At 63.0% G+C, this 13178-nt stretch carries 10 protein-coding genes; 6 read left to right on the top strand and 4 right to left on the bottom strand.

The window, feature by feature from the left end; all coding sequences use genetic code 11:
* The first annotated feature begins 50 nt into the window (after positions 1 to 50).
* Positions 51 to 518: a hypothetical protein gene (locus GY769_11435; protein MCP4202533.1), complete on the top strand. Its 468-nt coding sequence runs from the start codon at positions 51 to 53 to the stop codon at positions 516 to 518.
* Positions 519 to 572: 54 nt separating this feature from the next.
* Here GY769_11435 and GY769_11430 read toward each other — a convergent pair whose 3' ends face one another.
* Positions 573 to 833, bottom strand: coding sequence for a hypothetical protein (locus GY769_11430; protein MCP4202532.1), 261 nt, complete (start codon positions 831 to 833; stop codon positions 573 to 575).
* A gap of 189 nt (positions 834 to 1022) precedes the next feature.
* Here GY769_11430 and GY769_11425 point away from each other — a divergent pair, with 189 nt between their 5' ends.
* Positions 1023 to 1406 (top strand): PaaI family thioesterase, encoded by a 384-nt coding sequence (locus tag GY769_11425; GenBank protein ID MCP4202531.1) that lies wholly within the window; start codon positions 1023 to 1025, stop codon positions 1404 to 1406.
* A 123-nt stretch (positions 1407 to 1529) separates the two neighbouring features.
* Complete coding sequence (locus GY769_11420; protein ID MCP4202530.1) at positions 1530 to 1871, top strand: hypothetical protein; 342 nt, start codon at positions 1530 to 1532, stop codon at positions 1869 to 1871.
* A 70-nt stretch (positions 1872 to 1941) separates the two neighbouring features.
* Here GY769_11420 and GY769_11415 read toward each other — a convergent pair whose 3' ends face one another.
* From GY769_11415 to fabF, 3 genes are all read right to left on the bottom strand, one after another.
* Complete coding sequence (locus tag GY769_11415) at positions 1942 to 4149, bottom strand: hypothetical protein (GenBank protein MCP4202529.1); 2208 nt, start codon at positions 4147 to 4149, stop codon at positions 1942 to 1944.
* 186 nt (positions 4150 to 4335) lie between these two features.
* On the bottom strand, positions 4336 to 5454 hold the full coding sequence (locus GY769_11410; protein MCP4202528.1) for a nitronate monooxygenase: 1119 nt from the start codon (positions 5452 to 5454) through the stop codon (positions 4336 to 4338).
* 2 nt (positions 5455 to 5456) lie between these two features.
* The gene (gene fabF / locus GY769_11405) at positions 5457 to 6716 is read right to left on the bottom strand and encodes a beta-ketoacyl-ACP synthase II (protein MCP4202527.1); all 1260 of its coding nucleotides are present in this window, start codon (positions 6714 to 6716) and stop codon (positions 5457 to 5459) included.
* 844 nt (positions 6717 to 7560) lie between these two features.
* On the opposite strand from fabF, the gene GY769_11400 reads away from it, so the two are divergent.
* From GY769_11400 to narH, 3 genes are all read left to right on the top strand, one after another.
* Positions 7561 to 8112, top strand: coding sequence for a cytochrome c (locus GY769_11400; GenBank protein ID MCP4202526.1), 552 nt, complete (start codon positions 7561 to 7563; stop codon positions 8110 to 8112).
* Between the two features lie 33 nt (positions 8113 to 8145).
* Entirely contained in the window at positions 8146 to 11757 is a 3612-nt protein-coding gene (locus tag GY769_11395) for a nitrate reductase subunit alpha (protein ID MCP4202525.1), read from the top strand.
* 36 nt (positions 11758 to 11793) lie between these two features.
* A partial coding sequence (gene narH / locus GY769_11390; protein MCP4202524.1) for a nitrate reductase subunit beta occupies positions 11794 to 13178 on the top strand: 1385 nt, incomplete at its 3' end.

Genomic DNA, 13178 nt, shown 5'->3' with positions numbered 1-13178 from the left:
TCCGCCGCCGCGGCACCTGCCAGGGGCAACCCGTCGTCGGATGGTTCCCGATGGCCAAGCGGGTCACCAATCTCTACCGCTACCTGGAAATCTCACGGCTCGCCAACTCCCGTTACCTGAACGCTCTCGCCTCCGTCCACGACCTGTCCCAGGCCCGCATCGCCCTCCACCAAGCCTGCCGACGCACCCGCTCCCACGGGCGCTCCGTGCGCGCGCTCAATCCGCTGGCTACCCAGGACTTCCGACTCTTCCAGGCCGTCATGCGCGGCGAACACGCCCTCATGGGCTTCCGCAACCGCCACGTCCGCACGCGGCTCTATGGGGACCCCAAAGACCCCGGCCAGAAGCGGCGCCTCAGCGCGCGGGTATCCCGCCTGCTCAAGATCCTCCACACTCATCGACTCGTGGCCAAGATCCCCCGCAGCCGCCGCTGGCGCGTCACCCGCAGAGGCCATGCGCTGATGTCGGCAACCCTCAACCTGAGCAAGGACTACTTCCCAAACGCCCTTGCCGCCTGACACCGGACGACAAAAACTTCTCTGCAAGCTGCGCAGAACCTGAAACGGGAGACTCTACTCTGCTCGGCTTGCCGCGCAGAGCGAGTGCGCGGCATCGGCGGCGATGTCCCGTTCCTTGTGCCGGGCAACGGTGAGGCACTCCGTCACCACCCGGCCTGAGCGCACCTGCGACAGCGCGACGGCACCGATGTGCCGGTCGCCTCCGTGAATCCGGCAGAGGTAATCGTTTCCGATTCGCTCGACGTCGAACTCCAGGTGCCACGGCAAACCCGAGGACAGCCGTATATCGATCGGCCCTCGGAAGTGGTCGTTCATTCGTACGAGCTCCTGGGTGATCGTGCTTTTTTCGAGATCGTTGAGAGGGAACCGCCTCGCGACGCCAGCTACATGGTAACCCGGTCGCAGAAGGTTCTCACCCTCTGGGTCGCCAGGGGCGAAGAAAGAGAAGACCCCCGGCGGGGCTATAGGCGGGGGAACCCGAGCGGATCGCTACAATGAGTAGCGATGCACCACCCGTTCGCAGAGCTCATTGGCCTCATCGTTGAAGAGCAGCGCGCTGGCTTTAGCAGGTGCAGTTTGCAGGTAGCGGAGCACCACCGTAACCCGCACGAGGTCGTACATGGCGCAGTAATCTACGCGCTCGCCGACACGGGCATGGGCGCGGCGCTTTACCCGACGCTGACCGAAGGCGAGATCTGCGCCACCATCGAAGTGAAGATCAACTACTTCAAGCCCGTTACTTCCGGCCTTATCACGTGCATCACCGAAGTCGTCAATAGAGGCAGGACCGTTGCCAACCTCCAGTCACAGGTCTTCTCGGGGGAAACGCTCGTCGCTCAGGCAAATGGCAACTACTCAATCTTGGTGCTGCGCAAGAATGAGACCTGACCACTCACTGCACCGGCCACCGCCCCGTGTGCTCTGAGCCAGGTGTAGACTCTCTGTTGGTGGTCGAGTGTCGACAACCGCCACAGCCCCGTGCGGCAGACATCGCGGTGGCGTAAGAAGCAGATGAAGGACGATCGTACACTGCTCGAGCAGGCGGTCGATCGGATCCTGGCCGGCAAGGACATCTACGTAGGGCCGGACAAGGCGCTCGAAGATCTGGACTGGGAAACGGCCGGCAAGCGACCGGACGGGTCCCTGCACTCGGTTCTCGAGCTAGTCAACCACATGGCCTGCTGGATGCGCTGGGTCGTGAAGTGGCTGGACGGGAAAGAGCCTGAGGTCCCGGAGCATGCCGACGGCAGCTGGCCCGGGAGTATCGGCCCAGCGAGTCCGGCGGAGTGGGAAGCGGCCTTGGCAGGGTTTTTCAGCCAGTTGGACGCTCTGAATCGCGCCGGGCTCGCCTAGAGTTGATTCCCACTCTCCGGTACCCGACACTCGCCACCGGTTTGGACACGCTATAGGACTGGATTCCGTATCAGTCGAGCGGGCCGTAGGTCACCTCGAGAAATGCACCGCCTGGTGACGCGCAGGCGGCGGGTCCAAGCGTCTCCATGCTACTCCTCGACTCGATGAGCCTTCCGGCCAATTCCTTGAAGTGTGGCGGATCGGCCTCCGCGCAATACTTCTGGTCGTCAGCCACGATCGTGGTGTCGATGCGGCCGTTTGAAGCCGTCGGCACCGGCATGCTCCCCGTGCCCTTCGCGACGACCTTGATCACTCTGGACTTGAAGAGGGCCTTTTTCACCGCGCCCCCAGAGGGTGCGCTCGTATTCTCGTATTTCCAACCCTTGCTCCCCGGTGGATTCCCGAGCCCTTTCCAGGAACCCGCAGTCAGCGGATCACTCAACGTACCCCCGTCACGGCTTACGGTGACCGACCCTCCGTTCGTGGCTGGGTCGGTCGGGAGCGGGAAGCCGGAAGGGTAATCCGTTTCGCTTCCGTCCGAGTTTGCCTTGATCACGATCTTGTAGAGTCTTCCTGCCCTGGGGTTGCCTCCATACTTGCTCAAGCTGAATCTGTGGCCAACCAGGTTGGCTGTGGTCGCGCTCTCCATCAGATGGCCGTAGTACGGAGGCAAGACATCTTCCAGAGGGTTCCCGTGGCCGTCCTCGGTCCAGTTCTTCGCGTCCACCAGGAAGCGAAACGCGCGACGGTAGATGAGGCGGGCACGCACGTGAATCGCGCCTTCCCCCGGCGTCACCGCAAAGGTGTAGTTCGTGGTATCCGTGGCGAGCGCGGGGATCCGGTTGTCGAAGACGATTCCAGTCGCGTCGGTAAAGAAGGTCGGGCTGTTCCCGGAGCCGTCGCGGTTGACCTTCGCGTAGAGCTTGCCGGGCAGGCCGGCGTAGTAACCCCGAGTGGGGTCGCCGATACCACCAAGCTCGTGGATCGTCTCGGATCCCGTGTGGGGCAGGGGGTTCAGGAACGGATCGTTTCCAGCCCGCCAGGCCTGGACCAGCAGGATCATGTTCCTGACGGTCACCCCGGTGGGGACGTGGTGGCCGGTCAGCGAGTTCGTCACGCCGACCTCGACTTCGATCGAGTCGCCAACGAACTCGGTCCGCATCGTGAGCTCGGCCGCGTTCTCCAGGAACGGGGCCGTGGTTCCCTCGATGAAGTGCGACCTGATCGTGTCCGGGTCACGCTCGAGCGGCGGGTCCAGAACGTCGCAGACCTGCCTGTCCCCGAGTGACGGCATGTGGCAGTCGACGCACGTTGTGTACCTGCTCGATCGCTCGTCCCCGTAGGGAGAGTTCAACCACTCGAGGTAGGTCGGCTCGGAGATGACCCCGTCGTCCTCCTCGAAATCGCCGTCCTCGTCGGGATCGTTCTTGTCCTGATGGCATGCTCCGCACACCGCGGCCACGAGCTGCGGTTGGTGCGAGGCTCGCATCGCAGACGGGCTAACGTAGTCGACGTCGGGGCGGACACCATACTGCACCTGATTGAACTCCGGACCTGCCGGACGGGTGAACGTCACCGCGTCGGGATGAATTCCGGGAAAGCTCTTTTTCGATTCGTCGATGTCGGCGATCTTGTGACACACGTCGCAAGACACCCCGTGCGCCACTGCCATTGGCTCGGAGTCCAGCGTGTCGTCGAGGTCGCCTGAGAGGCCGTTGCCGATCCACAGAGTGGGCTGATGGCACGATGCGCGCTCGGAATCCGGAACGTTGTCTCTGTGGACCGAGTCCCGCGTGTAGACGAATCCTCCATCGCCGCCCGCCGTTCCGCTGCCGTTGTATATGTCGCGGACCCAGGTGTTCTCGCCTGCGTTTGCCATCGGCGTGCCGACCCACTCCGCGTACTGGTGCGGATGGCACCTCTGGCAGGCACGGGGATCCACCAGGGAATAGCTGGGGTCGTCGTCCTGTGGCACCGTTTCGAGCAGGATGTCCTGCCCACTGGCCGGTGGAGTCACGACGATCGACTCGTTGTAGTACCCCTTCTGCGCTCCGACGATGACCAGGTTCATCCCGGTGCCGACGTCGAAACTGTAGCTACCATCCCCTTGGCTGGTCGTCCTCGTGTCGGCTGCCTGGAGAGACACGATGGCGCCCGGAATCGGAGCGAGAGTGCCCTGCTCACGCACATACCCTGAGACCTCAGAGGCCTCGGCGACGGCGACCGTGAGGCTGAGAAAAGCAACAACCGTTGCGAGTGACCGAGCCCTCGTGTTCAAGCGTCGATCTCCTTTCGACGGGCCGCTATGCGCGCCCCACGAGTCGTCAACCTCCGTCAGGCAGGTATCTGCCGCCGGAGGCGATCTAGAGGCGATCTAAAGACTACGCCTGGGGCGGCAGCAAGAGCGCCACCCGGATGGGCAGGCTCCAGTCGCCCGGCGGTACCGGCTGCTTATCGCTAGGCATCACGGGCCCTTTCGAGAAGTGGATGCCACCTGGACGGGGGTTCGTCGCGCCACCGCGACCTGCCATCCGGAAAGCAACTCCTGAAAGAGAGCCTTTACCGACACGATCTTGTCGACACGAAATGCGTTCGTGCCACAGAAGATGAGTCCGCGATCGACATCGCCGGAGACCGAATTGAGGAGAGCCTGCGCAATACAGTACTTCGCATCCTTGATCTTGCACGAGGTCAGGCAGCGGTAGGCACACTTGATCTTCTGTCGACCCTTTTCATCAATCGTCTTGAGGAAACGATTGTAGATCGCACGACCGGGCATGCCGACCGGACTCTTGACGATGGCGATGTCCTCTTCCTTGGCATCCAGGTAGGCCTGCTTGAACTCCGCCGCGGCGCCACACTCGCTGGTGCAGACGAATCGCGTGCCCATCTGCACACCCGAAGCACCGAGAGACAACATCCGATCGATGTCCTTGCCATCATAGATTCCACCGGCGACGATGATCGGGATCTTGCGGCCCCAGTCATCTTCATAGGGCTTGATGGCCTCGAGCACCTCCCCCAGCGACTTTTCGAGTGAACAATCCTCGGGGTGCTCGAGCTGCTCGCGGGAGTATCCGAGGTGGCCACCTGCCAGCGGTCCTTCGATGATGAAAGCATCCACGGTGCGGTCGTAACGCTTCTTCCATGCCCGCATGATCAGTGTGGCCACGCGCGAGGAGGAGATGATCGGAACCAGGTTGACGTCCGGGCTTTCGGCGATCGCGGGCAGTTTCATCGGCAAGCCTGCGCCGAACACGATGAGGCGGATGCCGCCCTCGATAGCCGCTCTCACCAAATCGGCGGCATTGCTGAGCGCACCCATGACGTTCACCGCCAGGATTCCCGAAGTCAGGCTCTCGGCCTTGTGAATCTCGCGGATCAGCGCCTCGCGCGACCGCGTCTCAAACTCCTTGCCGGCAAGCCGCAGATCGCCCAATCCCATGCTGGAGATTGTCCCGATACCACCCTCGTTGGCGACCGCCGTTGCTAATGACGCAAGCGACACGCGTACGCCCATGCCTCCCTGAACGATCGGGACTTCGGCGATCAGATTCCCGATCTGGAGCTTAGGCAGTTCCACATTCAGCCCTTCATTTTCCTGACGGCGAGACTAGCATTGCCACCACCGAACCCGAACGAGTTCTTCAATGCCACCTCGAGGTCGAGGGCCATCGCTTCGTTGGCTACGTAGTCGAGAGGACATTGCGGATCCGGATCCCGGTAGTGGATTGTGGGCGGGGCCATTTGTTTCTTGATGCTCATGACGGTGGCGACGAACTCCACAGCGCCGGAGGCCGCCATCAAATGGCCGATCATCGACTTGTTCGAGCTCATCTTCATGGAGCGGGCGTGTTCGCCGAACACCTCTAGGACCGCAGCGCTCTCGCATTTGTCGTTGAGAAGGGTCGATGTCCCATGAGCGTTGATGTAGTCGACCTGTTCTGGTTCGATGCCGGCATCATCGAGGGCCGCCTGCATCACGCGGATCATGCCGTCGCCTTCGGGATGAGGCGCTGTCAGATGGTGGGCGTCGGCTGTGTTCCCGTAGCCGATCAGTTCAGCATGGATCTGGGCACCTCGGACCCGCGCGTGGTCCAACGCTTCCAAGACGACAATTCCCGCCCCCTCACCCATGACAAAACCGTTGCGATTGCGATCGAAGGGGCGGCTAGCCGTTTCCGGGTCCGGATTGATGGTCATCGACCGCGTGGCGCAGAATCCGCCATAGGCGAGAACGTCGATGCAGGCCTCGGAGGCCCCGGCGAACATCAAGTCAGCATCACCTCGTTGCAGGACCCGCATCGCCTGGCCGATCGCCTCCGCTCCGGTCGAGCAGGCCACGGAAGGAGCGGACAGATACCCCTTCAATCCGTACTCGATCGACACCTGGCAGGCCGCCATGTTGATCAGGAACAACGAAACCGTAAAAGGGCTCATGCCGCGGGGTCCGCGCTTTCCGAGTGCCGAATAGCCGTCCTCGATGCCCTTCGAGCCACCTATTCCCGAGCCGATGATCACACCCGCGCGTGTGGGGTCGAAGTCGAATGAGCCCAAGCCCGCGTTCTCATAGGCCATTTGCGCGGCCACCATGGCGAACTGGACGAAACGGTCCATCCTCGCGGCGGCCCTTCGGTCCAGCCACTCCTCGGGATGGAAGTCCTTGACCTCGGCCGCCAACTTCGAGCGGAAATCGCTGGCGTCGAAACGCGTGACCTCGCCGACACCATTGCATCCGGAAGCGAGCCCAGCCCAGAACCCTTCGGCTCCAAGGCCAATGGGCGTTACGGCTCCCAGGCCTGTGACAACCACCCTGTTGGTGGGAGAGGAAACTGCTTTTCTCAGCTGGGAACCCACCAACTCATTTCATCTGGAACCCAGAGCCAGGGTTGCAGGTGCCGCTGTGGTGCACCCAGGGGACGTGCACCGGGCTCGCCTGGCTAGAGCGCCAGCTCTCATGGGTCCGAGCAGCTCCAGACCGATACGTCGCCGGATTGTCGACCTGCTTGTGACTGCTGGCGTCGAACTTGCTGCCCAGTACCGCTACGCTCGCCGGCGCGATCGAGAGACCGGCGAGAACAAAGATCGCAATAAGCGCCCAAGGCTTCTTGACGCGCAGGGGTAGCTCCTTTTCCTTGGTGTACTGTTGTCGAGTTTTCAGGCTAATGTCGCTCTGATGGCGGTGCCACACCCCTTCGGGTAGTCGTTACCCAGACGGTTCCACAACTACGTCGATCTCTTCGACGCAATGGCGATGTTGGCGCCGTCGCGCGCGGCGTTGAGCGCGATCGCCCTACCGATGCCGCGACTTCCGCGGGAAAGTTCCGGCCGTTTCAGCGCGCCGAGTAGCTGGCTGGCGCCGGCGCATGACGTGGGTCGCTGACGGCCTGAGCAGGAGGCCCGTGGGCTTATCAGAGAGGCGGACCGCTGGATCGACGTGCAGAACGTCGCCGAGGTGCGCCAGAAACTTCCTCTTGAAGTCCCGCAGCCACCCGCCTCTGGACCGGCTTCTCCGTCCTTTTCTCGCATCGGCCTATCCCACGGGGTGGGGCTGGCCTGCCTGCTTGGACGTTCCCGGCCGTTTCGGTGCGGTGTCATATAACGGCTGTTGTCACGGCGTCTGCTGGTTCGGCGTTGCCGTGTCGTGTAAGGACTCTGGATATCCATGTATTCCGAGAGGTTGGAGATCATGCCAAAGCTCACCGAACGGACCGCGCTCATCCCGGTACTGACGGCGGCGTGCTCCGTCATCGCCGGCTGGCTGGCCCAGCCGCCGGGAACGCTCGCCGCCACCGAGGAACAAGTCGCCCTGGGACAGGAGCTCTACCAAGGCACGACCCGGCTCACCGGCGGTGGCCCCGCGTGCAACACGTGCCACGAGGTGGCCAACGACTCGGTCATCGGTGGCGGGACTCTGGCCCGCGAGCTCACGGACGCCTATTCGCGCCTGGGCGAGTCGGCGCTTGTCGTCATGATCGAGACGGCTCCCTACCCCGCGATGCAGCGGGCCTATCGCGACCGGCCGCCCACCGAGACGGAAATCGCGGCCCTGGTGGGCTTCCTGAAGAGCGCTGACGCCGAGAAGGCCGAGCACCAGGCGCGACCCTACGCTCCCCTCATGCTCGGCGCCGGGGCCGTCGGCTCGACGCTCCTGCTGGGTCTTTACACATTGATCTGGAGCCGCCGGAAAAGGGACTCGGTCAACCAGGAAATCTACGACCGGCAAACGAAATCCGCCTGAATTCACGACCGCAACGAAGCCGAGAGAAGACAAATGGGTTGGATCAAAGACATCATTTCGCCGCAAACCAGGAAGTGGGAGGAGTTCTACCGCAACCGCTTCCAGCACGATCGCATCGTCCGCAGCACACACGGCGTGAACTGCACGGGCGGCTGCTCCTGGCAGATCCACGTCAAGGACGGCATCGTGACCTGGGAGACGCAGCAGCTCGACTACCCTTTGCTGGACGACGCACTGCCTCCTTACGAGCCCCGCGGATGCCAGCGCGGGATCTCGTACTCGTGGTACCTGTACAGCCCCCTGCGGATCAAGTACCCGTTGATCCGCAGTGCCCTGATCGACGCCTTCCGCGCCAAGAAGCGCGAAACCGGCGATCCGATGAAGGCCTGGAAGGCGCTGCAGGAAGACAAGGAGGCACGAAAGGCGTACCAGGAGGCCCGCGGCAAAGGTGGGTTCCGCCGGGCTAGCTGGGACGAGGTTCTCGAGATCATGGCCGTTGCCAACATCAGCACGGCCGAGGAGTACGGCCCGGACCGGGTGATCGGCTTCAGCCCGATTCCGGCGATGTCGATGCTGAGCTACGCGGCCGGTGGGCGCTTTCTGCAGCTGTTCGGGGGCGTCAACCTGAGCTTCTACGACTGGTACTGCGACCTGCCCACCGCCTTTCCGGAGATCTGGGGAGAGCAGACCGACGTCTGCGAGAGCGCCGACTGGTACAACGCGAAGATGGTCGCGGACATGGGTGCCTGCCTCAACATGACGCGCACTCCCGACTGCCACTTCTTCGCCGAGTCTCGTCACAACGGCACCAAGGCCGTGGTCTTCTCGCCGGACTTCAGCCAGGTTTGCAAGTACGCCGATCAGTGGGTACCGCTACACGCCGGCAGTGACGGTGCGTTCTGGATGGCGACGACCCACGTCATCCTCAAAGAGTTCCACCACGAGAAGCAGGCTCCCTATTTCATCGACTATACGAAGCAGTACACGGACAGCCCGTACCTGGTGAAGCTCGAAAAAGACGGCGATCACTACAAGCCGGGAAGGTTGCTGCGCGCCTCGGAGCTCGCCGAGTACTCGGACATCTCGAACGGCGACTGGAAATTCGTCAACCTCGACGCCAAGACCGGCCGGTTCGTCGTTCCCAAGGGCAGCTCCGGCTCGCGTTGGGACAAGAAGAAGGGCAACTGGAACATGCGGCTCGAGAGCGTTGTCGACGACCAGCCGTACGACCCGGTGCTGACGCTGCTCGGGCGATCGGACGAGGTCGCCCAGACCGCCTTCACCGAGTTCGGGCTCGACCGGACGGCCTATCGCGGCGTCCCGGTGACGCAGGTCGAGACGACCGAGGGCCCGGTCACGGTGACCACGGTCTACGACCTGACCATGGCGCAGTACGGCGTCGATCGCGGCCTTCCAGGCGACTATCCTGAGAACTACGGCGACAAGGACGTCGCTTACACCCCGGCGTGGCAGGAGATCTTCACCGGCGTGGCTTCCGACACCGTGCTGCAGTTCGCCCGCGAGTGGGCGAGCACCGCCGAGGCCACGGGTGGCAAGTGCATGATCATCATCGGGGCCGGCATCAACCACTGGTACCACGCGAACCTGATGTATAGGGCCGGGGCAATGGCCCTGATGCTCACCGGCTGCGTGGGCAAGAACGGCGGCGGCCTCAACCACTACGTCGGCCAGGAGAAGCTGGCGCCGGCGGACTCCTGGGGCGCGATCGCGTTCGGCAAGGACCACCATGCGGCGGTTCGACTGCAGCAAACGCCCATCTGGCACTACATCAACACCTGCCAGTACCGCTACGACGGACAGTTCTCGAAATACAACACGGTCCCCGACAACGAGCTCACCAAACAACACACCGCCGACCAGATCTACAAGGCGGTGCGCATGGGGTGGATGCCTTTCTACCCGCAGTTTGACCGCAACACGCTGGAGCTGTGCCGGGAGGCGATCGACGCCGGCGCGACCGACGACGCCGGCATCGAGCAGTACGTGATGGACAGGCTCGAGAGCCGAGAACTGCAGTACTCGGTCAGCGACCCGGAAGCCGAGCACAACTTCCCACGCGTCTGGTACATCTGGCGCGGCAACGCCATCATGGGCAGCATGAAGGGGCACGAGTACGCCCTCAAGCACTACCTCGGCACCCACCACAACTCGATCGCCGAAGACTCCGAGGACCACACCAGCGAGGTCAAGTGGCACGAGGTCGCACCGGTCGGCAAGATGGATCTGATCGTCGACCTGAACTTCCGCATGGACTCGTCGGCGCTCTACTCGGACATCGTCCTGCCCGCGGCCTCCTGGTACGAGAAGGCGGACCTCAACAGCACGGACCTGCACTCCTTCATCCATCCGCTCTCCGCCGCCATCGCGCCGGTATGGGAGTCGAAGACGGATTGGGAGATCTTCCGTGAGTTGGCGAGGGTCACCAGCGAAGCGGCGGCACAGTATTTCCCCAAGCCGCAAAAGGATATCGTCGCCGCTCCCATCGCACACGATTCGCCCGGGGAGATCTCTCAGCCGGTCATCAAGGACTGGTACCAGGGCGAGTGCGAACCGGTGCCGGGCAAGACCACTCACAGCCTCACGGTCGTCGACCGCGACTACACCAAGCTCTACGAGAAATTCATCACGCTGGGAGATCGGGTTCGAACCGCGGGCCTCGGCGCCCACGGTAATCACTACCACTGCGCCGACGCCTACGACGAGATGATCTCCTCCAACCACTTCCCCGTGGAGCGCAGCAACGGCAACGTCTACCCGTCGTTGAAGGAAGACGTCTGGGCCGCCAACGCGGTGCTGCATCTTTCCACCTTGACCAACGGCGTGCTCAATGTGCGTGCCTACGAAGATGCGGGGGAACGGACCGGGCTCGAGCTCACCGGCCTCGGAGCCGGCAGCAAGGACATACGCATCAACTACGCGGACCTGCAGGCTCAGCCGCGCCGGTACAACACCTCGCCGCTGTGGTCGGGCCTCATGACCGACGGGCGCGCCTACGCCCCTTATACCTACAACGTCGAGAAGCTCGTTCCCTGGCGGACGCTCACCGGACGCCAGCACTTCTACCTCGACCACGAGATGTACCTAGCCTACGGCGAGAACCTGCCGACCTACAAGCCGTCGCCCAAGCCCGAGGCCTACGGCGACCTCAAGCAAACGCTGAAGGATGGCGAAGCGAGGATCCTCAATTGCCTCACACCCCACGGCAAGTGGCACATCCATTCCACCTACGGGGACAACCACCGGATGCTCACCCTCTCGCGAGGCTGTGAGCCGGTCTGGATGAGCGAGCCGGACGCGTCGGAGCTGGGCATCGAGGACAACGACTGGGTCGAGGTCATCAACGACCACGGCGTCTACGCCGCGCGCGCCTGCGTCAGCGCGCGGATTCCCAAGGGCGTGTGCATCGTCTACCACGTGCCCGAGCGCACGGTCGGCATTCCGAAGTCTCAGGTCCGCGGCAAGCGCGCGGGAGGCCACAACAGCCTCACCCGTATTCACCTGAAACCCAATTTCCTCGCCGGGGGCTACGGACAATTCGCCTACGGCTTCAACTACTGGGGCCCGATTGCCCCCAACCGCGACACCCACGTGGTCGTCAAGCGAATGGACAAGGTGGTGTTCTGATGAACCCAATGACACGCCAAGGACGGGAGAGCTGACATGGATGTTCGATCACAGATCTCGATGGTGTTCCATCTCGACAAGTGCATCGGTTGCCACACCTGCTCGGTCGCCTGCAAGAACATTTGGACCGATCGTAAGGGCGCCGAGTACATGTGGTGGAACAACGTGGAGACCAAGCCCGGCACCGGCTACCCCGGCAAGTGGGAAGATCAGGAGATCTATAAGGGCGGCTGGGAGAAGGATGGCGACAAGATAGACCTCAAGGGCGCCGGCAAGCCCAAGAGCCTGACCAACATCTTCCACAATCCCCGCCTGCCGGTGATCGACGACTACTACGAGCCTTTCACTTACAAGTACCTGGACCTCATCGAATCGCCGGCCGGCGACGACCAACCCACGGCCCGCCCGGTGTCGATGATCACGGGCGAGCCCATGGACATCAAGATGGGACCGAACTGGGACGACGACCTGAGCGGCTCGCCCGACTACGCTCGCAACGACCCCAACCTCGAAAACCTCTCCCCCGTCGAGCGGGAGGCCATGTTCCAGCTCGAGCGCATGGCGTTCTTCTACCTGCCGCGGATCTGCAACCACTGCCTGAACCCCGCCTGCGTCGCTTCGTGCCCCTCGGGGGCGATCTACAAGCGCGGAGAGGACGGCGTGGTGCTCATCAACCAGAATGTCTGCCGCGGCTGGCGCATGTGCGTCACCGCCTGCCCGTACAAGAAGACCTACTACAACTGGAGCACCGGCAAGTCCGAGAAGTGCATTCTCTGTTACCCGCGCATCGAAGCCGGTCACGCCCCCGCGTGCATGCACTCTTGTGTCGGCCGGATCCGCTATTTGGGAGTGTTGCTTTACGACGCCGATCGAATCGAGGCGGTCGCATCGGCCGACGACGCCGACCTGATCCGGAGTCAGATGGACATGATCCTCGACCCGTTCGATCCCGAGGTCATCGCCGCGGCCGCGGCCAACGGAGTCGCCGATTCCACGATCGACGCGGCGCAGAAGTCGCCCACCTATAGGTTCGTCAAGGAATGGACCCTGGCGCTGCCGCTGCATCCGGAGTTCCGGACTCTGCCGATGCTGTTCTACGTACCGCCGTTGCTGCCGGTGATGGCGTCGGTCTCCGAGGTCGAGAACACCGAACAGTCCGAGAAACTGCACCAGATGGCCAAGCACTGGTCCGACAGCTGGCTCTACGACACCAGCACCAAAGAGCTCTTCGGAACCATCGACGACGCCCGGTTTCCGCTCAAGTACATGGCGAACCTGTTCAGCGGCGGCGACACCAATGTGGTCGCAGACCGGTTGAAGAAGCTCATGGCGGTCCGGCTCCACCGTCGCCAGGAAGCGGTCGGCGACGTCAAGGAGGGAACTGTGCCGGAAGCACGGGCGGACACCGGACTGTTCGGTGT

It is taken from the genome of bacterium, from assembly GCA_024224155.1.
Lineage (GTDB): Bacteria > Acidobacteriota > Thermoanaerobaculia > Multivoradales > JAHEKO01 > CALZIK01.
Note: the sequence above shows the minus strand (reverse complement) of the source record. Positions and strands in the feature narration are given on the sequence as shown.